The organism is Blautia sp. HCP3S3_B11 (assembly GCF_052064435.1).
GTDB lineage: Bacteria > Bacillota > Clostridia > Lachnospirales > Lachnospiraceae > Blautia_A.
Genome location: NZ_JBQHVP010000009.1, coordinates 78,379 through 95,922, shown reverse-complemented (window position 1 = coordinate 95,922; position 17,544 = coordinate 78,379). Strand labels below are relative to the sequence as shown.

Here is a 17,544-nt window from a genome sequence, read left to right as displayed (position 1 = left end):
ATGATTGAGATCTTGGATATGAAAGATGTAAAAGATGCAACACCAGAAGAACTGGAAGAGCTTCGTCGGAAAGGATTCCTTCCGAAAACCAGATCCAAAAGAATTTCCGGGAAACCACTTACTCCATATGAAAGAACCAGAGCACAGGTGGCTGCTACTGGAAACAGATGGGCGATGGAAAACTTTATTGCCACGCACAGCTGAAAGGTGATGCATTATGGCGAATTTATATAATTTGTGCAGAAAGGACGGGACAGTGATGGAATACTCCATCACTGCATCCGACATAGCAAAGCGAATTGGATGCGATCGACAGGATATCTATTCTTCGGCAAGCTATGGGCTCCTGATCAAGAAAGAGTATTATGCAGAAATTACAGACCGTCCGTTGAGCTGGAAGAAAGATATTGATCTGCTGACAGAATATGATAATGTTCGGAAAAAGTTTCTTAGGAGGTGCGGAAAGTGAAAATATATAAAGCAGTGCATGAGAGAGAAAACAAGTGCAAGGAACTTCACAAGGAGATGAATCTGAATGTGGGGCCGACTCGTTTGGTTCAACCGGATTTCTATTTACTGGTTGATGTTGATGATATCCAGAGACAGATGAATGCTTTGGAAAATGAGGTTCACCGTATAAAAAGAGCAGAAGTGAGAAGGAGATGGCGTTATGGAAGAAAAAAATATTAAGATAACAATTAATGTTGAATGCTCGGAAAAATCTAGTGTAAAAAAAGAACAGATTGCTGGATATCTGCTGAGAGCTATTGCAGGAGTAGCTGCAAACAATAAATGCCTTATTACAAATTATGTATGTGAAATAAATGAGAAAAATGATGATAAGTTACAGGAAGCGCTTTGAAAAATAAAGGGTGCTCTAAAATTCACATAGATTCAATCCTGCCGCATGAGCCTGTCAGATTGCGGCAGGGGAAAGGAAAAAATGTTGATATGTAAGCTTGAGGATTTAAAATCAGGCAATTGTTTCAGATCTGAATTTATCGGAAAAGATCAGACCGGCCGGAAACGGTATCGAGGAATAAGTTTTAAGAAAACACTATTCGGAGATATCGAGGATTGTAATTACTACCCATTGGTGAAAGAACTTATTATACTTGCCGGTAAAAAGAAACTCTTGGAAGCAATCAAAGATCACTGTAGAGAAAACTGCGCATGGCTAAAAACGGAGAATGATGTAGAAAACTACGCTATGGAATGCTTGGTATTAAAAGCATATGAACATTGGCAGCTTTTCCAGGAACAGGCACCAGAACCGGATAAATGGATTTTCTATTTTGAGGGTATAAAAATGCTCTCAGGAAGCTTATGAGCAGGGCGATAGAAATCGTGAAAGGCGGTGGAAATTGAATGGGTAGATTAATAGATGCAGACTTATTGAAAGATAATATAATAAAATGCTTGAAACCGTTAGACCCGGAAGAAGAAATGATTGACGTGGATGTTGCTTTGGTGAGTACGCTCATGGAAATTGATGGACAGCCGACAGCTTTTAATGTAGATGAAGTTGTAGAGCAATTAAAGAATTATTTATTTGAAAAATATTACATAGAAGGAGATGCAACAATTGATGAAATCGTAAAAGGATGGTGGAACTAAATGAGAGAAATTCTTTTCAAGGCAAAGCGGATTGATAATGGTGAATGGGTTGAGGGATATTACGTTTACGATAATGTGAAAAATAAAGCTTTTATTTGCGCTACTTGCCTGCTTTATGAGTGGTTGCCAAAGGTTATGTGGATAGAAGTAGACCCCAATACCATATGCCAGTTCACCGTGATGACCGATAAGAACGGGGTGAGAATCTGGAAGAATGATATTGTTGAGGCATGGAGCCAAGGCTCAAGAGCAATAGGTACAGTTAAACAGCGTGTAGATGGACTGTGGATTATGTATCCAGCTTGGCAGAATCATGAGTTCTGGGAGTTGAAACCGAATAGTAACGGAGAAACCACGGTAGAGGTACTAGGTAATGCGTTTGACAATCCAGAATTATTGCAGGAGGAACACAGATGAGTAGTGCAAGTGTAAGATTCGGAACAAAAGCATATGTATGTGCAAGATATTTTCTTAGACCGGGTAAATGTTTCAAATACATCGATCAGCGCGGCGAGGACACCACAGAACACGTCTATGAGGTAATGGCATTATATCCGTACTGCGTGCTGTTAAGAGATACCAGAAACGGAGTCAGAACTTGTCCGGGATATAATACTTTAAGTCTGATGTTGAGAGGAAGTGAAGTGAATGAGTAAAGGCAAAGATATTTCGACTATGTTTACAAGAGAAGAAAATAAAAAGAATGGAAGGCTTGGATATTGTCAGGCTACAAGAGAAAAAGATACTATCATTAGTCCTGCACAGTACGGAGTATTCTTGAAGAAAAGAGGTAAGAGAAGATGAGTAAATCAGTATTAATCATGAGCACACCAAAAGGATGTTTTGCTTGCCCATTTCATATGGCGGATTTCAATTTTAATTTATGCCTTGCAACAAGAAATGATTCAATCAGAACTATTTCTAAAGTAAGCCATGAAGGATTCAAAAAACTGGCAGGAAGACCTGATTGGTGTCCACTGAAGCCATTGCCGGATAAAATGAAATTAACAGGAGTGTACGGAAGAGAGTATTTTCAAAGCAATGGGAAAATGCCTAGCTACAAGATTGGTTGGAACGATTGCATTGATGCGATTACAGGAGGTGAAGTAGATGGAGAGATTAACACTTGACGATATGATAAAAGCACTTAGATGTGTTGCCAGCCAAGATACAGAAGGCGATTGCTATGCAGACCACAAAAACTTCATGCATATGCAGGATGACGAGCATAAACGCATCGTCTGTGGAACTGGCGAGGATTTAAGAGATTATATCAGTGGGAAGAAAGCGGTTGGTTGCCCGTATCATCAGAAAACTTATGGATGTTGCTTCGAAGACGGGGATCTGTATTGGCTGAAAGATGTTGCAGAACTGTTAGAAGAACTGAAAGAGCTAAGATCTTATAAAGAGAAAATGGAGTTACAGTATTTAGATGATATCGGTGATCCATTAGAACCATTAAAATTATCGTCAGCCTTGGAAAGCGAGATAATCAAATACAATTACAGAAAAGAAAATAAGCCTAAAGAGATAAACATGTTGGATTATACGGTGATGTATGCGCTGAAATATTGTTTGGACGAAAAGCTAAAAGAGGTGGAATGATGGAGAGATTAACGGAAAGATACAAAGATTCTATTGCGAACACAGTTTTAATCAGAGAATGTGGGGCTAAACTTTGCGAAGATATTTGTAACGATATTGAACATAATTGTAGCAAATGTGAATTAGAGAAAGCTTTTGAAAAACTTGCAGATTATGAAGACTTAGAAGAACAGGGCTTGCTTGTGAGATTGCCGTGCCCTATTGGTACAACTGTATGGGACATATGTGGCATGGATATTCGGGAAAACGTGTTAAGTGGAATTGAATGCGACAAAGATGGTAAACAGTTTTTGTGGGCGAACGAGGATGAATGGCTCGGAGAATTAAATGATTTGGTATTCCTCTCCCGTGAAGAAGCCGAAAAGAAGTTAGAGGAGATGAAGAAATGACAAGACCTGAGATTACAGCAAAACTATCAGCAATGATCGAAAAGAAAATTGATCCTCACAATGATCCACGTATTTATTGGGCGAAAGAAGTGACATTCGATTATTCGACAGGTCATGCGTTTGAAAGGCCTGAGACTGACCGGACGGGAAAATATATATGCAAAAAGTGCGGTTGCTCAGAGGATACAACATGGATCAGCGGGTATAACCGAGGAATCGAACATACAAAAGCAGACGCTGAAAAGTATAAATTGGCTCTTTTTGCTGTTATCAGAAATAGCAAAGTATTACCAAAAGGATTAATCCTTGGAAAATCTGCAACTGAAATAAATAAAATGTCAAGGGAAACTATGGATGAGGTTCTGAAAAGCCTTGATTTTGAGAAGATTCGAGGCTGGTACGATGGAGAAGAGGTGAAGTCTGAATGAAAGAAATTGTGTTTTACTTATGCGGAATCTTTACTTGCATGATTGTATGGTTTTTATGGGCTGTTATAGCTTCTAAAAAGGCCAAGGAAGCTCCTTTGAAGGAGTATGCAAGGATTCATATTGATATCGAGAAAGCTATCAGAGAGAATGAAGAACAGATTGCGATAGCTAAAAAATATCAGGTGATTGAAGATCAGGTGATTGACCAGATGATTCTTCAATGGAAGATAGAGTACCTGCAGAGCCAGAGAGCATGGCTATTTACATTACTTGGCGGGAAAATGGAGGATTCACATGTACAGCAAATGCCAGAAATGCGGGAGAAAACTGACGGATCCGGAGAGCATTGAAAGGGGATATGGTCCGGAATGTTGGAATGGCTTGACTACACATTATTACCCGCATCCGGAAGACTTGGAAAAATACAAAATACCTGGACAAATGACGATTGAAGACTTTCTAGGAGGTCTAAAAGATGGAGAAAAAGATATGTCCTGAATGTGTGAAAGAGTATAGTTCTCGCCCGGCATTATCAAGAAAAGATAACAAAACAATGATATGTCCTAAATGTGGGATGATGGAAGCACTTGATACAGTGCGAGATTTCTACGCTCCGGGAATGACAGATCATCAATGGAAGCAATATAAAGAGGAGTACATGCTTAAATATATAAAGGAGAATTGATATGGATAAAAGTTTATATAATGCAAGCGGATGTAAGGACAGAACAGCACATGATGCGATCTGTGCAGCGGACAGAACCCGAACATTAGTGTACAGGGCAAGCAGGACAAAAAAGGATGAGGAAGCAGAACTGTTTGTGAGGATGGTAAAAAGACTTGCAAAAGGATTTGGGTTCAAACTCTGTGACAGAATCAAATTCGAGGATCCTGAGACTGGAAAGAAATATGTGTGAGGTATGGCATGGATACAGAGAAAAAAGTACAATTCGTAGCACTGACAAAAGAGGAAATTGATGCAATGATTCAGCAGGCTGCTCTTGCCGGAGCACAGGTTGCGTCTGATGCAATGATGGTAGGGCAGAGAAAAAGCGAGAAGGAGAAGATTGATCGTCGTTTGCATAACACTGATTTGCTCCTTAGAAATTACAGAACTTTAAAGGCGAGCTACGAAAATGCCGTCTACAAGTCCAAGGAAGGGGAGGTTAAAGAGGTACTGGAAGACATCATGACCATGAAAGATGATAAGGTCATAGTGGAGAGCATCAAAACTTCGGCCAAAAGAACCGCTATCATGGTACAGCATATTGACAAAATGCTTGATGTATACCGTATCTATTGTAGCAAATTATCGGAAAAAGATAAGAGACGCTATAAGATTATTAAAGCCCTTTACATATCAAAGACGCCAATGACAATTGCAGAAATTTCAAAAAAATTTTCGGTCAGCAAGGTCACTGTATATGAAGATATCAAAATTGCGAAAGAGCGCTTATCTTCGCTGTTTTTCGGGATTGACGGACTGAGATTTTTTTGAAAAATAGAAAATATCGAAAAGCGTTAACTTAACATTGACTTAATAACGAAAATGGTGTATGATAATCGGGTAAAATTTTATCATGAGCCATGAGCCATCAGAGTGAAATCTGGTGGCTTTTTTAATGCAATCTTGGGAGGGAGGAAAGGACAGAAAGACGAAATGCTCCTTTAATATTTTAGAGGAGATTACACATGAATGGAGTAACAATATTATTTGCATACGCAGTTATCATGATCCTGGCAACAGTAATCCTGACGAAAAAAGAAAAGAGCGTGGAACGCTTCTGTGTGGGAAGTCGTTCTGAAAACTGGTTAATGTCGGCTCTCAGCATTGCGGCAACGTGGATCTGGGCTCCGGCATTATTTGTATCAACGGAAAAAGCATATTCCGCCGGATGGGTCGGTTTGTTTTGGTTTCTGGTCCCGAATGCTCTTTGCCTTGTGATATTTATTCCTTTTGCAAAGAGAATCCGGAAGGAAATGCCGGAAGGAATGACACTGTCTGGTTACATGAAAGAAAAATACAAATCCGATGGAGTGAAAAGAGTTTACCTCTTTCAGCTGATCGGGCTGTCTGTTCTGTCAACGGGAGTTCAGCTTCTTGCAGGAAGTCAGATCCTTAGTGCAGTAACAGGAATTTCATTCAAAGCCATGACTATTCTGCTTGCTTGCATAGCAATTTCATATTCCCTGTTCTCCGGAATCAAAGCATCTATGCTTACAGATGCTATTCAAATGGTATTCATGCTTGTTGCATGTAGCCTATTTGTAATATTCGGAGTAAGAAATACAGGAACACAGGGCATTATACAGGGACTGAGCGGTATATCAGGAGACTACACAACACTATTCTCTGGAAAAGGAGTAGAGATTTTCTTAGCCTTTGGGCTTCCGACAACGATTGGACTTTTATCCGGGCCGTTTGGAGATCAGAGCTTCTGGCAGAGGGCATTTGCAGTAAAAAAAGAGAAGCTGGGAAGAGCGTTTCTTCTTGGAGCAGTTCTTTTTGCGGCGGTTCCGCTGTCAATGGGAATTCTTGGATTTATGGGAGCCGGTGCAGGATATCAGGCACAGAACCTTGGAATCATCAATTTTGAATTGATCCGCCACTTTTTCCCGTCCTGGGTAGTATTGCCGTTCCTTTTCATGATTGTTTCCGGCTTGCTGTCTACCGTGGATAGCAACCTGTGCGCAGTATCTTCGCTTACGACAGATATTGCAGGAGGAAAAGACATCAGGAAGACCAGAGCTGCAATGGCAGTGCTTCTGATCGCTGGCATTCTGATTGCAAATATCCCGGGAATTACAGTGACACATCTGTTTTTGTTCTATGGCACACTGAGGGCGTCAACATTACTTCCAACAGTCATGACACTGAAAGGGGTAAGACTGAATGCAAAAGGGATTATCACAGGTGTGGTTGCTGCACTGGCCGTAGGGCTTCCTGTATTCGCCTACGGCAGCGTTTTGAATAGTGGACCATATAAAACACTGGGAAGCTTGCTGACAGTCCTGTTGAGCGGACTTATCGCCTTGGCCGCTTCCGGAAAGGAGAGACGCTATGCTCGGTAGAAAACAATCCGTTCGAAATAATGAAGACTGGAAGAATGCGCTTGATCACATTGAAGAGACGGTGCCAAAGAAAGAACTGGATTCCCTTGTGAAAAAGACAGCGAAAGACATCAAAGAGAAATGCAAGGGAAAAAAGGCAGCCTATGCATGGAGTGCGGGAAAAGACTCACTGGTACTTGGAGAGATATGCGAGAAAGCCGGTATTGATCAGAGCGTCCTTGTAAGGTGTAACCTGGAATATCCGGCATTTATTGCATGGATAGAGCAGAATAAACCTTCTGGCCTTGAGATTATCAATACCGGACAGGATATGGAATGGCTGAAAAAGCATCCGGATATGTTGTTCCCGGATAAAAGCAATAAGGCAGCACAGTGGTTCCATATCGTACAGCACAGGGGACAGGCACGATATTATAAAGAGCATCAGCTGGAAATACTCCTGCTCGGACGCAGAAAGGCAGACGGCAATTATGTTGGAAAAGATAATATCTACACTAATTCAGCCGGAATCACCAGATACAGCCCTCTTGCAGAGTGGAGGCACGAAGATATCCTTGCATACATTCACTATTATGATGTGAAGCTCCCGCCCATATATGACTGGGAGAAGGGATATTTATGCGGTACACATCCATGGCCTGCCAGACAGTACATGGAGACAGAACAGCAGGGTTGGAAAGAAGTTTACGACATTGATAAGACCATAGTTGAAAATGCGGCACAGCATTTCGATGGAGCCAGAGAATTTTTAAAAGCTATCAAATAGCCGGTTGCAGCCGGAAGCCATTGCCCTTCAGAAATGGAGGACAAAATGAACGTTACTACAAAAAGGCTGGATGCCCTTAAACATCCCAAGAAAAACGTTAGAATACATTCCGAACAGCAGATCAGAGAGCTGAAACGCTCCCTTGAAAAGTTTGGACAGACCAGAGCAATTGTTGTGGATGAAGACGATACTATCTTGATCGGCAACGGCTTATACGAAGCTATGGTAAGTCTTGGATATCAGGAAGCAACCGTATATGTAAAGACAGGGCTTTCAGAGAATGACAAGAAGAAACTTATGATAGCAGATAATAAGACCTATGCTCTTGGAATTGACAATCTGGAAACCCTGAATGAGTTCCTTGAAGAACTGCAGGGGGATCTGGATATCCCTGGATATGATGAAGAAATTTTACAGCAGATGGTCGCTGATGCGGACGAAGTAACTGACAAGCTCTCGGAGTATGGCACATTGGATGAATCTGAGATTCAGAAGATGAAAGAGGCAAATGAAAAGAGAGAACAGAAAGCAGTATCAGAAGAAACGCCGGACAATAATTCAGAGAACAGTTCGGAAAAGCCGAACACTTCGGATAATCCGACAGCAGGAGGACAGAGTACCACTGAAGCAGAACCGGAAATAACAGAAACCCGGAAGTTTGTTATCTGCCCGAACTGCGGTGAAAAGATATGGCTGTAAAACGTTGTGAATCAAACATTGATGTTGTGAAGGCTGCAGAGATCCGGATAAAAAATGTATTCGGAAATGGTCTGCCAGTGTTCTTTTCCTTCAGTGGTGGAAAGGACAGTTTATGTGTGGCACAGTTGATGGTAAATCTAGCCAACCGGGGCGAGATCGATATGAAGCAGCTTACAGTGCAGTTCATAGATGAAGAGGCAATATTTCCTTGCATGGAAGATATGACAAAGAAATGGCGGCGTATCTTTATGATGATGGGAGCAAAGTTTGAATGGTATTGCGTGGAGGTAAAGCATTTTAACTGTTTCAATGAACTGTCAAATGACGAAACATTTATCTGCTGGGATTCTACGAAGCAAGATGTCTGGGTAAGACAGCCACCATCATTCGCAATAAGGAACCATAAACTGTTACGCCCAAGGATTGATGCTTATCAGGATTTCCTGCCGAGAACAACCGTATCCGGAATTACAATGGTTGGCATCAGGACAGCGGAATCCGTACAGAGACTTCAGAATATTGCGTCCATGACAAAAGCAGGAAATAAAATGACCGCAAAGAAACAGGTGTTCCCAATCTACGACTGGACAGACAATGATGTATGGCTGTTTCTTCTGAGAAACCATGTCGATATCCCGGAGATATATCTGTTTCTCTGGCAGTCTGGATCAAGCAAGAGACAGATGAGGGTATCTCAGTTCTTTTCTGTTGATACGGCCAGAAGCCTCGTGAAGATGAATGAATATTATCCAGATCTCATGGAACGGATCATCAGAAGGGAACCGAATGCTTATCTGGCTGCCCTGTATTGGGATAGCGAGATGTTCGGCAGAAGTTCCAGAAAAAGGAAAGAGGCGGAAGCAGGACAGGAGCAGAAAGATTATCGGCAGGAGCTGATATATCTTTTTAATCACATGGACGTTTTCTTCGACACTCCGCATAAAAGGCATGTGGCAGAACGATACCGTAATTTCTTTATGGCGGTATCAGCAATAGCAACGCCGACTGATTACAAACATATATACGAAGGCCTGATTTCGGGAGATCCCAAAATGAGGGCATTCCGGGCACTATACCAGAGAATATATGGACGATATATTAATGATGCGAAGAAAGGAGAACACCATGGATAATAAGCTGTCAGCACCGTTATCTACCCTACGATGGGTAAACAGGGACTCATTGAAACCGAATGATTACAACCCGAACAAAGTTTCGAAGGAGAATTTGAAACTGCTTATCCAGTCTATTCTCACGAATGGTTGGACACTTCCGATTGTTGTTCGCCCAGACATGACGATCATCGATGGATTCCACAGATGGACAGTTGCCGGAATGGAACCGTTATGTTCTAAACTGGATGGGAAAGTTCCTGTTGTTATTGTAGAACATAAAGAGCATTCAGAAGATATTTACGGTACCGTTACCCACAACAGGGCAAGAGGTACTCATTTGCTCGAACCTATGAAGAAAATTGTAAAAGAGCTCATGGACGAAGGCAAAACGGTTGAAGAAATCGGAAAACAGCTTGGAATGAGACCGGAAGAGATCTTCCGTTTGTCTGATTTTTCAAAAGAAGACTTCTTGAAGATGATGACAAAAGGGGTGACGGGATATTCAAAAGCTGAATTTATCACAAAAATTTAACACTGTTCTATTGTACATAGAACAAAAAGCGGGGAGAGGGAGTGCAACCTCTCCTTTTTGCATATGCCGAAATAAGATGATGGAAGGGAGGGGTGTCCATTGGCAAGGGCAAGAAGTCCCAACAGCATTGAAGCTGAGGATATGTATAAGAGAGGGATGAAGCTTGTTGACATTGCCAAGAAGTTGGATGTTCCTGCCAGTACAGTTCGACGCTGGAAATCAACCCAGAATTGGGATGGGGATGCAAAAAAGAAAAAAAGCGAGCGCTCGCAAAAGAAAAAAACGAACGCTCGCCATAAAGGCGGACAACCTGGTAACAAAAATGCTGTAGGAAACAAAGGCGGTCCATTGAAACCGGGAGATAAGATCGCAGAGAAACATGGAGCGTATTCTTCTGTCTATTGGGACGTCCTTGATGAGTCTGAAAAAGATATGATCGAAGATATCCCGATGGATGAAGAAATGCTCCTGATAGAGCAGATTCAGTTGTTTGCTGTCAGAGAAAGACGAATCATGGCGGCAATCAATAAATACCGGAATATGAATGGAGAAGTATCTTTGTTCGGCTTCACCAGAACTGAAGACAAGCGAGCTTTCAAATCAGATGAAGATAAACAGCTCTATGAAGAACGCATTGAAGAAAAGGTTGCTTCTGGAGATCGTCTTCCGGGTAACACATATAACATGATGACAAATATGGAAAACAAGGATAATATGATTGCTCGTTTGGAAAAAGAACTTTCTACTGTACAGTCAAAGAAGACCAAGGCTATTGAAGCACTTGCGAAGCTGAGGCTTGAAAAGCAGAAGATTGCCGGAGAAAGCAAGGGCAATGAAGTTGTTCGTGCATGGGCCGAAGCTGTGGTAAAAGCAAGGGAAGGAGAGAACAAAGATGGATGATATACAGTTCTCTGAATTCCTTGATGAAAGCATACCGCTGTGGCGAAATGATCCGGTTATGTTCTTCCGGGAGGTGCTCAGCTTTGAACCAGATGAATGGCAGGCGGAAGCTGCAAGAGATTTAGCGGCAAACCCAAAAGTCAGTATTAAATCTGGACAGGGTGTAGGAAAGACTGGTCTTGAGGCAGCAGTGTTCCTGTGGTTTATTACCTGTTTCCCATATCCAAGAATCGTTGCGACAGCACCAACCAAACAGCAGTTGCACGATGTCCTCTGGTCTGAGATTTCTAAGTGGATGAGTAAGTCTGAATTGCTCTCCATGCTTCTGAAATGGACAAAGACCTATGTTTATATGGTTGGCAATGAAAAGCGTTGGTTTGGTGTTGCCAGGACTGCTACAAAGCCAGAAAATATGCAAGGTTTCCATGAAGATAACATGCTTTTTATCGTTGATGAAGCTTCCGGTGTTGCAGATCCGATTATGGAGGCTATTCTTGGTACTCTTTCAGGTGCCAATAATAAACTCCTGCTATGCGGAAACCCAACAAGAACCTCTGGTACATTTTATGATTCACACACCAGAGACCGGGCACTGTATAAATGCCACACTGTATCATCTGCAGACAGCAGTAGAACAAACAAAGAAAATATTGATTCGCTCATAAGAAAGTATGGATGGGATTCGAACGTAGTTCGTGTTCGTGTTCGGGGAGAATTTCCGAATCAGGAAGATGATGTATTTATTCCGTTAAGCCTGATCGAGCAGTGCAGTAGCAAATTGCTAGAACTTGATGATGCGGACGGAATGCAGTTTGTATCATTGGGGGTGGATGTGGCCCGTTTCGGAGATGATGAAACGATCATATATCGTAACTATCATGGACATTGCAAGATAGTCCGGAACAGGCGAGGGCAGAACCTGATGGCTACTGTAGGGGATATCGTACAGGAATTCAAGAAGATATATAGAGAACATCCAACGTATGAAGGCAAGGTATATGTGCAGATTGATGATACAGGACTTGGAGGAGGCGTCACTGACCGACTAAAGGAAGTCCGGAAAGAACAAAAGCTGTACAAGATGCAAGTTATCCCGATAAATGCCGCTGAAAAGATTGAGACTGATACGGCAGCAGGTAAAGATGCAGCTGAAAGGTACAATAACTTAACTACCGCTATGTGGGCCAGTATGCGAGACCTCCTTGATAACAAACAGATTGTTATTGAAGATGATGAACAGACGATTGGCCAGCTTTCTTCCAGAAAATACACCATGGCGAGTAACGGAAAGCTTGAGATTGAACCAAAAAAGGAAATGAAGAAAAGAGGACTTGATTCTCCTGACCGGGCAGATGCCCTTGCGTTAGCATTATATCTCGGAAAGATTAAGAAGCATACCGGTAGTGCACCAAGTGTTGGCACGATGAAGAAATTGTCAAAAGATAATTATTGGGGCTAATATAGCCAGAAAGAGAGGTGATGAAGATGAAAGAGTATGGACGGATTGGACAGAAACGTTGGGAAGGCGTGTTCAATGAAGAGTTTTTTCCTGAACTATCCGGAATAAGAGGTGTGAAAACATATCGTGAGATGCTCGACAACGATGATACGATTGGAGCGATTATGTTTGCTATCAAGATGCTGATTCGTCAGGTTAAATGGCATGTTGAGCCGGGCGGTGATAGTGCAAAAGACCGGGAAGCAGCAGAATTTGTCGAGAGCTGCATGACTGACATGCAGAATACATGGACGGATACCATCTCGGAAATTTTATCATTTCTTGCATACGGTTGGAGCTTCCATGAAATTGTCTACAAGCGCAGGATGGGAAAAACAAAAAATCGAAAAACATCAAGCAAATATTCAGACGGACTGATTGGATGGCAGAAGATTCCGCCCAGAGCGCAGGATACGTTGTACAGATGGGAATATGACGATAAAGACAACTTGATCGGAATGACTCAGCAACCTCCGCCGGATTATGGATTGCTTACCATCCCGATCAGCAAAGCAATGCTGTTCAGAACAGAGAGCATAAAAGACAATCCTGAGGGACGAAGCATTCTGAGAAATGCCTATCGGTCTTGGTACTTCAAAAGAAGAATTCAGGAAATCGAAGCAATTGGAATTGAAAGAGACCTTGCTGGACTTCCGGTATTGCACGCACCAGATGGTGTAGACATATGGGACGATAAAGACCCTGAATTGGTATCTATTAATGCAGCACTTACATCAATGGTCAAGAACATCCGCAGAAACGAATATGAAGGACTTGTTCTTCCGGCTGGATATGAAGCTGAACTCCTGAGCACTGGTGGAACCAGACAGTTTGATACGAATGCTATTATCAATAGATATGATGCCAAGATTGCTCAAACTGTTATGGCGGATTTCATCATGCTGGGGCATGAGCAGACAGGAAGCTTTGCGCTGAGTGAAGATAAAACAGAACTGTTCGCAGTTGCTCTTGGGGCGTTCTTGGATGTCATATGCGAAACATTCAATAATCAGGGCATTCCATCCCTGATCGATATGAATGGCGCTCATTTTGATGCAATAACAGATTATCCACAGCTTGCACATGGTGATGTGGACAAGCGAGATATCACGAAGTTATCTACATTCCTGAAAGACATGGTTGGAGTTGGAATCCTTATCCCAGATGAAGACCTTGAGGATTATGTAAGAGAAGTTGCCAATCTGCCGGAGAGAACGTTGTCAGATGATCCTAGAAATAAGGATGAACAGCGGGAAGCACAGAGAAGGTCGCCGGAAAAAGAAGGCAAAACATCAGAAGTTGAGCCTGAGGAAAATCAGGAAATCGAAGAAGCGAAGAAACGGTTAGGCAGGTGAACATATGCTGAAGATGCGGGCAAGGTCTCGAACGATTAAAAAAAGCGTAGAATCACAGAAGGTTCTTGAAGCCCTTGATAATTATCTTGAGAGTAACCTGGACGAGCCGATGAAATGGCTTGTAAGGTTCTGGAAAGACCAGGCGGCGGTAATGTTATACAAAGACCTTAGAGAAATCGTGGTAGGAGAAGTGGATCCGCAGAGCCTGTTCGACCAATGGTTCTCTGATTATTCCGTATTTCTTTCCTCGAAAATGACAGCATCATGGGAAAGCGCTTATTTTGCGGCGTGGAATTCAACAGCTGAATTTGTTGCTCTGGAAGAGAAGATTAGTTCAGAAATCTATGTGAGAGATTGGATTATAAATCGAACGGGTAATTTGATTACGAATGTCTGTAGTGATCAGGTTAATGCAGTCCGCTATTTGATTGCAGAAGCCCAGCCGTTAGGCATGAGCAGTGATGAAACTGCTCGATATATCCGGCCGACTATTGGGTTGACAGAGAGACAGGCAGCAGCGAATCTGAGACATTATAACAGTGTAAAGACTCATCTGAGAGCAGATCATCCACGCATGAAAGAAGAATCTATTGAGAGAAAGGCCAGAACAGCGGCTGCGAAGTATGCTGAACGACAACAGCGATATAGAGCTGAAACGATTGCCAGGACAGAGATTGCACAGGCATACAATGCGGGAGCAGATGCTTTCATCAGAGAAGCCATGCGGCATGATTTGATGCCGGAAATGAAGAAAGAATGGTCAACTGCTCTGGATGGGAGAGTGTGCAAAGAGTGCCAGGCTCTTGAGGGCGTACAGATTAGTATGGATGATAGTTTTGAGACACAGTCAGGAAGAAGGAATGTAACAGTATTATTGCCGCCATTGCATCCTCGGTGCAAATGTGCGGTCAAATATGTGGAGGTGACAGGTGAAAACATTTAATGAAATCATGAAGATAAGGGACGAACCGGAATCAAAAGAAGCACCGGTTGAAAAGAAAAAATTTCAGATCAAGAAATCCGATGATGAAAAAATGCAGGCGTTCGGGTGGGCCAGTGTTGCTATTGCTGAGAATGGAGAAACTCTGGAAGACTGGCAGGGCGACATCATAGAGCCTGATGAACTTGAAAGTGCCGCTTACAAGTTCGTTGATCTCTACAGGGAAGGTGGGGAGATGCACGAAAGAGGTGGGGTTGCGTATCTGATCGAGAGTGTTGTATTTACGGAAGAGAAGATGGCGGCAATGGGAATCCCGGAAGGTACGCTCCCTGTTGGATGGTGGATAGGCTTTCAAGTAACAGATGCGGATGTTTGGGAGAAGGTAAAAGATGGAACTTACAGTATGTTCTCCATTGAAGGGAAAGCAGAAAGGGTAGAAGTAAACAATGAATAAGTATATTGGAACAAAGCTTATTGAGGCAGAAAAAGCAACTCTTGCGGAAGCACAGGCATTAAAAACAGGTTCCTGCGATACCATTGAAGAAGCAAGAAAAAGATTTGGAGGTTCAGATGATGGCAATCCGGGATATGTAGTTAAATATCCGGATGGATACATTAGCTGGTCTCCGAAAGATGTGTTCGAGAAGTCTTATATGCAGGTTCAGGAGAATCCGAAACTGATATCTGGCGTATCAATAGGAGAACACATGGTGAATGACTTTATCAGCTATATCGAAACCAGTACCGTAGGCTATAAGACAACAATGGTTCGTTGCGTGCTTCGAAATGGTTTTGAGATCATTGAAACATCTGCATGCGTAGATGCTCAGAATTACGACCAGAAGCTTGGAGAAGAAATCTGTATGAAGAAGATAAAGGATAAGATCTGGTATCTTTTAGGATTTCTGCTTCAGACAGCGTGGCATGGAATTAAATAAATGTGATCAATAGGCATCCGAAAGGGTGCTTTTTTGATAAATAAAAGCGAAAGGAGGAAGCATTGTGGCAACAAAACTGAAAGGCCTGGAAGTAGGTAAAGTAGATTTTGTTGATGAAGGCGCAAATCAGAGAGCTGACATCAAACTGCTGAAAGGCAAGAATAAAGCAGAGGAAACATCAGACCCGGAAATCGGACTGTTTAAACGATTTCTGAACTGGATCAGCGGAGAAGTACAGAAATCAGCTACAACATTTGATGAACAGATCAACGCTGTGAGCATGGATGCGATCCGGGATGAAATCTGGTCCGTATGTTACGCCCTGCAGAATTCACTTAATTCAATCCTGTGCGACCCAGAACTGGACAGCAGCGGGAAGCAGAGCGCAATGGATACAAGCATTGAACAGTTCGCTACAGCTATGAAGGAATACATTCCCGGATGGGCTGGGGGAACATCTGCAAAAATCAAAAAGAATCTGGATGCACCTGATGAAACAGATCTTCCTATGGTGATGAAAGCGCATAGCAATCTGGAGGAAATCATTCAGAAATCCGTAGAAACGAAAGGAGAATTGGAAGACATGCTTAAAATCGACAAGTCAAAAATGTCTGCTGAGGAAAGAGCGACATATGATGAACTTATCAAAAAGTTTGCCGTAGAGACAAACGAGGACCCATCTATCGAGAAGAAAGCACCGCAGAAATGCGAAAAAGAGGAAAATCCGGACGTTCTCGATGATGAAGGAGCTGAAAAGAAAACAGATACAAAGAAATCTTTTACACCGCCAGAACAGAATGCTGACGATGATATTTACAAAGGACTGCATCCTCTTGTGAGAGAAAAACTGGAAGCTCTCGAGAAAAGAGCGGAAGAAGCGGAAGACAGAGAACTTTATGCAGTTGCTAAAAAGTATGAAGTTCTTGGAGAAAAACCGGAAGAACTGGCTAAGTCCTTGAAAACACTGAAAAGTGCAGGTGGAACTGCCTACAATGATATGATCAGCATTCTCGACAGAAATGTGGCAATGGTCAACAACTCTGGCGTATTTGGAGAAATCGGAAAATCATTCTCTGGCGGAACTGCAGCAGTCAAGAAGTCTGCAGCAGAAGGAAAAATCGATACGATTGCAAAAGGATTGATTGAAAAAGAGCCTTCCATGCCATATAACATGGCACTGGCAAAAGCCTGGGAAGCACATCCGGAGCTTATGGCTGAGTATGAAGACGAAGCCGGATACTAAGAAGGAGGCGAATGATAATGGGTAAAAATTTTAATGGAACACAGATCAACCAGTCACCAACTATTTCCGAAAAGGCAGGCGCAGATATTACTGATATCCGTAACCTTATTCTGAAATACGATACTGATGGAAATGTGGTTGTCGCTGCCGATGGCACAGCACCTCTGCTTGGCGTTTCTATTATCGAAGGTGGATATAATGACATTTCCGGCGCAGAAGCTGGAAAAGTTAAAAAAGGTGAAGACGTTGATATTCTGATCAAGGATATCGGATTCGTCATTGCTTCCGCTGAGATCAAGAAAGGGCAGGAGGTTACTGCGACCACCGGAGGAAAAGCGGCAGTTGCGGCAGCTGGTGATTACGTGATCGGGGTAGCTCTTAACAATGTATCTGCCGGAGGCTACAGCAGACTGCAGCTTTCTAAATACCAGAAGGCAAAAGCATAAT

The 17,544-nt window shown here is 42.4% G+C and carries 31 protein-coding genes; all 31 read left to right on the top strand.

What is annotated here, in order from left to right; translation table 11 throughout:
• The 31 genes from ACTNC0_RS08930 to ACTNC0_RS08780 all read left to right on the top strand — a co-directional run bounded on the left by ACTNC0_RS08930 (position 1) and on the right by ACTNC0_RS08780 (position 17,543).
• Positions 1–204: a hypothetical protein gene (locus ACTNC0_RS08930; protein ID WP_118566470.1), complete on the top strand. Its 204-nt coding sequence runs from the start codon at positions 1–3 to the stop codon at positions 202–204.
• A gap of 13 nt (positions 205–217) precedes the next feature.
• Positions 218–469: a hypothetical protein gene (locus ACTNC0_RS08925; protein ID WP_441087090.1), complete on the top strand. Its 252-nt coding sequence runs from the start codon at positions 218–220 to the stop codon at positions 467–469.
• Positions 466–690, top strand: a complete 225-nt coding sequence (locus tag ACTNC0_RS08920; RefSeq protein ID WP_055200067.1) for a hypothetical protein — start codon at positions 466–468, stop codon at positions 688–690. The genes ACTNC0_RS08925 and ACTNC0_RS08920 overlap by 4 nt, the downstream gene beginning before the upstream one ends.
• Entirely contained in the window at positions 671–862 is a 192-nt protein-coding gene (locus tag ACTNC0_RS08915) for a hypothetical protein (RefSeq protein WP_008704644.1), read from the top strand. Before ACTNC0_RS08920 ends, ACTNC0_RS08915 begins: the two co-directional genes overlap by 20 nt.
• A gap of 81 nt (positions 863–943) precedes the next feature.
• On the top strand, positions 944–1,330 hold the full coding sequence (locus tag ACTNC0_RS08910; protein ID WP_441087089.1) for a hypothetical protein: 387 nt from the start codon (positions 944–946) through the stop codon (positions 1,328–1,330).
• 38 nt (positions 1,331–1,368) lie between these two features.
• Complete coding sequence (locus ACTNC0_RS08905; protein ID WP_441087088.1) at positions 1,369–1,617, top strand: hypothetical protein; 249 nt, start codon at positions 1,369–1,371, stop codon at positions 1,615–1,617.
• Positions 1,618–2,034 carry a YopX family protein gene (locus tag ACTNC0_RS08900; RefSeq protein ID WP_441087087.1) on the top strand — a complete coding sequence of 139 codons (417 nt, stop codon included), beginning with the start codon at positions 1,618–1,620 and terminating at the stop codon, positions 2,032–2,034.
• Positions 2,031–2,273, top strand: coding sequence for a hypothetical protein (locus ACTNC0_RS08895; RefSeq protein ID WP_441087086.1), 243 nt, complete (start codon positions 2,031–2,033; stop codon positions 2,271–2,273). The genes ACTNC0_RS08900 and ACTNC0_RS08895 overlap by 4 nt, the downstream gene beginning before the upstream one ends.
• On the top strand, positions 2,266–2,421 hold the full coding sequence (locus ACTNC0_RS08890) for a hypothetical protein (RefSeq protein ID WP_441087085.1): 156 nt from the start codon (positions 2,266–2,268) through the stop codon (positions 2,419–2,421). The genes ACTNC0_RS08895 and ACTNC0_RS08890 overlap by 8 nt, the downstream gene beginning before the upstream one ends.
• Positions 2,418–2,747, top strand: coding sequence for a hypothetical protein (locus tag ACTNC0_RS08885; RefSeq protein WP_441087084.1), 330 nt, complete (start codon positions 2,418–2,420; stop codon positions 2,745–2,747). Before ACTNC0_RS08890 ends, ACTNC0_RS08885 begins: the two co-directional genes overlap by 4 nt.
• Complete coding sequence (locus ACTNC0_RS08880) at positions 2,728–3,222, top strand: hypothetical protein (RefSeq protein WP_441087083.1); 495 nt, start codon at positions 2,728–2,730, stop codon at positions 3,220–3,222. Before ACTNC0_RS08885 ends, ACTNC0_RS08880 begins: the two co-directional genes overlap by 20 nt.
• Positions 3,219–3,611 (top strand): hypothetical protein, encoded by a 393-nt coding sequence (locus tag ACTNC0_RS08875; RefSeq protein ID WP_441087082.1) that lies wholly within the window; start codon positions 3,219–3,221, stop codon positions 3,609–3,611. Before ACTNC0_RS08880 ends, ACTNC0_RS08875 begins: the two co-directional genes overlap by 4 nt.
• Positions 3,608–4,039: a hypothetical protein gene (locus tag ACTNC0_RS08870; protein WP_441087081.1), complete on the top strand. Its 432-nt coding sequence runs from the start codon at positions 3,608–3,610 to the stop codon at positions 4,037–4,039. The genes ACTNC0_RS08875 and ACTNC0_RS08870 overlap by 4 nt, the downstream gene beginning before the upstream one ends.
• Entirely contained in the window at positions 4,036–4,389 is a 354-nt protein-coding gene (locus tag ACTNC0_RS08865) for a hypothetical protein (protein ID WP_441087080.1), read from the top strand. Before ACTNC0_RS08870 ends, ACTNC0_RS08865 begins: the two co-directional genes overlap by 4 nt.
• The gene (locus tag ACTNC0_RS08860) at positions 4,334–4,537 is read left to right on the top strand and encodes a DUF6011 domain-containing protein (protein WP_441087079.1); all 204 of its coding nucleotides are present in this window, start codon (positions 4,334–4,336) and stop codon (positions 4,535–4,537) included. Before ACTNC0_RS08865 ends, ACTNC0_RS08860 begins: the two co-directional genes overlap by 56 nt.
• Positions 4,515–4,724, top strand: coding sequence for a hypothetical protein (locus ACTNC0_RS08855; protein ID WP_441087078.1), 210 nt, complete (start codon positions 4,515–4,517; stop codon positions 4,722–4,724). The genes ACTNC0_RS08860 and ACTNC0_RS08855 overlap by 23 nt, the downstream gene beginning before the upstream one ends.
• A 1-nt stretch (position 4,725) precedes the next feature.
• The gene (locus ACTNC0_RS08850; protein ID WP_441087077.1) at positions 4,726–4,956 is read left to right on the top strand and encodes a hypothetical protein; all 231 of its coding nucleotides are present in this window, start codon (positions 4,726–4,728) and stop codon (positions 4,954–4,956) included.
• 8 nt (positions 4,957–4,964) lie between these two features.
• A complete protein-coding gene (locus ACTNC0_RS08845; RefSeq protein ID WP_441087076.1) occupies positions 4,965–5,537 on the top strand; it encodes a helix-turn-helix domain-containing protein in 573 nt (190 codons plus the stop codon).
• 194 nt (positions 5,538–5,731) lie between these two features.
• Entirely contained in the window at positions 5,732–7,111 is a 1,380-nt protein-coding gene (locus ACTNC0_RS08840) for a sodium:solute symporter family transporter (RefSeq protein WP_441087075.1), read from the top strand.
• Positions 7,101–7,877 (top strand): phosphoadenosine phosphosulfate reductase domain-containing protein, encoded by a 777-nt coding sequence (locus ACTNC0_RS08835; RefSeq protein ID WP_441087074.1) that lies wholly within the window; start codon positions 7,101–7,103, stop codon positions 7,875–7,877. The genes ACTNC0_RS08840 and ACTNC0_RS08835 overlap by 11 nt, the downstream gene beginning before the upstream one ends.
• A gap of 45 nt (positions 7,878–7,922) precedes the next feature.
• Positions 7,923–8,576, top strand: a complete 654-nt coding sequence (locus ACTNC0_RS08830) for a ParB/Srx family N-terminal domain-containing protein (RefSeq protein ID WP_291810195.1) — start codon at positions 7,923–7,925, stop codon at positions 8,574–8,576.
• The gene (locus ACTNC0_RS08825) at positions 8,567–9,709 is read left to right on the top strand and encodes a phosphoadenosine phosphosulfate reductase domain-containing protein (protein WP_441087073.1); all 1,143 of its coding nucleotides are present in this window, start codon (positions 8,567–8,569) and stop codon (positions 9,707–9,709) included. The genes ACTNC0_RS08830 and ACTNC0_RS08825 overlap by 10 nt, the downstream gene beginning before the upstream one ends.
• On the top strand, positions 9,702–10,223 hold the full coding sequence (locus ACTNC0_RS08820) for a ParB N-terminal domain-containing protein (RefSeq protein ID WP_118566490.1): 522 nt from the start codon (positions 9,702–9,704) through the stop codon (positions 10,221–10,223). Before ACTNC0_RS08825 ends, ACTNC0_RS08820 begins: the two co-directional genes overlap by 8 nt.
• A 99-nt stretch (positions 10,224–10,322) precedes the next feature.
• Positions 10,323–11,123, top strand: a complete 801-nt coding sequence (gene terS, locus ACTNC0_RS08815) for a phage terminase small subunit (RefSeq protein ID WP_441087072.1) — start codon at positions 10,323–10,325, stop codon at positions 11,121–11,123.
• Complete coding sequence (locus ACTNC0_RS08810; protein ID WP_441087071.1) at positions 11,116–12,582, top strand: DEAD/DEAH box helicase family protein; 1,467 nt, start codon at positions 11,116–11,118, stop codon at positions 12,580–12,582. The genes terS and ACTNC0_RS08810 overlap by 8 nt, the downstream gene beginning before the upstream one ends.
• 26 nt (positions 12,583–12,608) lie before the next feature.
• Positions 12,609–13,976, top strand: coding sequence for a phage portal protein family protein (locus ACTNC0_RS08805; protein WP_441087070.1), 1,368 nt, complete (start codon positions 12,609–12,611; stop codon positions 13,974–13,976).
• A gap of 4 nt (positions 13,977–13,980) precedes the next feature.
• Complete coding sequence (locus ACTNC0_RS08800; protein WP_441087069.1) at positions 13,981–14,919, top strand: phage minor head protein; 939 nt, start codon at positions 13,981–13,983, stop codon at positions 14,917–14,919.
• Positions 14,906–15,370 carry an XkdF-like putative serine protease domain-containing protein gene (locus ACTNC0_RS08795; RefSeq protein WP_441087068.1) on the top strand — a complete coding sequence of 155 codons (465 nt, stop codon included), beginning with the start codon at positions 14,906–14,908 and terminating at the stop codon, positions 15,368–15,370. The genes ACTNC0_RS08800 and ACTNC0_RS08795 overlap by 14 nt, the downstream gene beginning before the upstream one ends.
• Complete coding sequence (locus ACTNC0_RS08790; protein WP_441087067.1) at positions 15,363–15,854, top strand: Gp49 family protein; 492 nt, start codon at positions 15,363–15,365, stop codon at positions 15,852–15,854. The genes ACTNC0_RS08795 and ACTNC0_RS08790 overlap by 8 nt, the downstream gene beginning before the upstream one ends.
• A 64-nt stretch (positions 15,855–15,918) precedes the next feature.
• Positions 15,919–17,097, top strand: a complete 1,179-nt coding sequence (locus tag ACTNC0_RS08785; protein WP_441087066.1) for a hypothetical protein — start codon at positions 15,919–15,921, stop codon at positions 17,095–17,097.
• 17 nt (positions 17,098–17,114) lie between these two features.
• Entirely contained in the window at positions 17,115–17,543 is a 429-nt protein-coding gene (locus tag ACTNC0_RS08780; protein ID WP_441087065.1) for a structural cement protein Gp24, read from the top strand.
• Position 17,544 lies beyond the last annotated feature (1 nt).

Coding starts and splice junctions, on each gene's coding strand:
- ACTNC0_RS08800 (WP_441087069.1), top strand. CDS start 13,981: ATGCTGAAGATGCGGGCAAGGTCTCGAACGATTAAAAAAAGCGTAGAA.
- ACTNC0_RS08910 (WP_441087089.1), top strand. CDS start 944: ATGTTGATATGTAAGCTTGAGGATTTAAAATCAGGCAATTGTTTCAGA.
- ACTNC0_RS08855 (WP_441087078.1), top strand. CDS start 4,515: ATGGAGAAAAAGATATGTCCTGAATGTGTGAAAGAGTATAGTTCTCGC.
- ACTNC0_RS08880 (WP_441087083.1), top strand. CDS start 2,728: ATGGAGAGATTAACACTTGACGATATGATAAAAGCACTTAGATGTGTT.
- ACTNC0_RS08895 (WP_441087086.1), top strand. CDS start 2,031: ATGAGTAGTGCAAGTGTAAGATTCGGAACAAAAGCATATGTATGTGCA.
- ACTNC0_RS08805 (WP_441087070.1), top strand. CDS start 12,609: ATGAAAGAGTATGGACGGATTGGACAGAAACGTTGGGAAGGCGTGTTC.
- ACTNC0_RS08885 (WP_441087084.1), top strand. CDS start 2,418: ATGAGTAAATCAGTATTAATCATGAGCACACCAAAAGGATGTTTTGCT.
- ACTNC0_RS08835 (WP_441087074.1), top strand. CDS start 7,101: ATGCTCGGTAGAAAACAATCCGTTCGAAATAATGAAGACTGGAAGAAT.
- ACTNC0_RS08825 (WP_441087073.1), top strand. CDS start 8,567: ATGGCTGTAAAACGTTGTGAATCAAACATTGATGTTGTGAAGGCTGCA.
- ACTNC0_RS08840 (WP_441087075.1), top strand. CDS start 5,732: ATGAATGGAGTAACAATATTATTTGCATACGCAGTTATCATGATCCTG.
- ACTNC0_RS08820 (WP_118566490.1), top strand. CDS start 9,702: ATGGATAATAAGCTGTCAGCACCGTTATCTACCCTACGATGGGTAAAC.
- ACTNC0_RS08780 (WP_441087065.1), top strand. CDS start 17,115: ATGGGTAAAAATTTTAATGGAACACAGATCAACCAGTCACCAACTATT.
- ACTNC0_RS08915 (WP_008704644.1), top strand. CDS start 671: ATGGAAGAAAAAAATATTAAGATAACAATTAATGTTGAATGCTCGGAA.
- ACTNC0_RS08830 (WP_291810195.1), top strand. CDS start 7,923: ATGAACGTTACTACAAAAAGGCTGGATGCCCTTAAACATCCCAAGAAA.
- ACTNC0_RS08870 (WP_441087081.1), top strand. CDS start 3,608: ATGACAAGACCTGAGATTACAGCAAAACTATCAGCAATGATCGAAAAG.
- ACTNC0_RS08845 (WP_441087076.1), top strand. CDS start 4,965: ATGGATACAGAGAAAAAAGTACAATTCGTAGCACTGACAAAAGAGGAA.
- ACTNC0_RS08790 (WP_441087067.1), top strand. CDS start 15,363: ATGAATAAGTATATTGGAACAAAGCTTATTGAGGCAGAAAAAGCAACT.
- ACTNC0_RS08810 (WP_441087071.1), top strand. CDS start 11,116: ATGGATGATATACAGTTCTCTGAATTCCTTGATGAAAGCATACCGCTG.
- ACTNC0_RS08905 (WP_441087088.1), top strand. CDS start 1,369: ATGGGTAGATTAATAGATGCAGACTTATTGAAAGATAATATAATAAAA.
- ACTNC0_RS08900 (WP_441087087.1), top strand. CDS start 1,618: ATGAGAGAAATTCTTTTCAAGGCAAAGCGGATTGATAATGGTGAATGG.
- ACTNC0_RS08875 (WP_441087082.1), top strand. CDS start 3,219: ATGATGGAGAGATTAACGGAAAGATACAAAGATTCTATTGCGAACACA.
- ACTNC0_RS08865 (WP_441087080.1), top strand. CDS start 4,036: ATGAAAGAAATTGTGTTTTACTTATGCGGAATCTTTACTTGCATGATT.
- ACTNC0_RS08930 (WP_118566470.1), top strand. CDS start 1: ATGATTGAGATCTTGGATATGAAAGATGTAAAAGATGCAACACCAGAA.
- ACTNC0_RS08850 (WP_441087077.1), top strand. CDS start 4,726: ATGGATAAAAGTTTATATAATGCAAGCGGATGTAAGGACAGAACAGCA.
- ACTNC0_RS08925 (WP_441087090.1), top strand. CDS start 218: ATGGCGAATTTATATAATTTGTGCAGAAAGGACGGGACAGTGATGGAA.
- ACTNC0_RS08890 (WP_441087085.1), top strand. CDS start 2,266: ATGAGTAAAGGCAAAGATATTTCGACTATGTTTACAAGAGAAGAAAAT.
- ACTNC0_RS08860 (WP_441087079.1), top strand. CDS start 4,334: ATGTACAGCAAATGCCAGAAATGCGGGAGAAAACTGACGGATCCGGAG.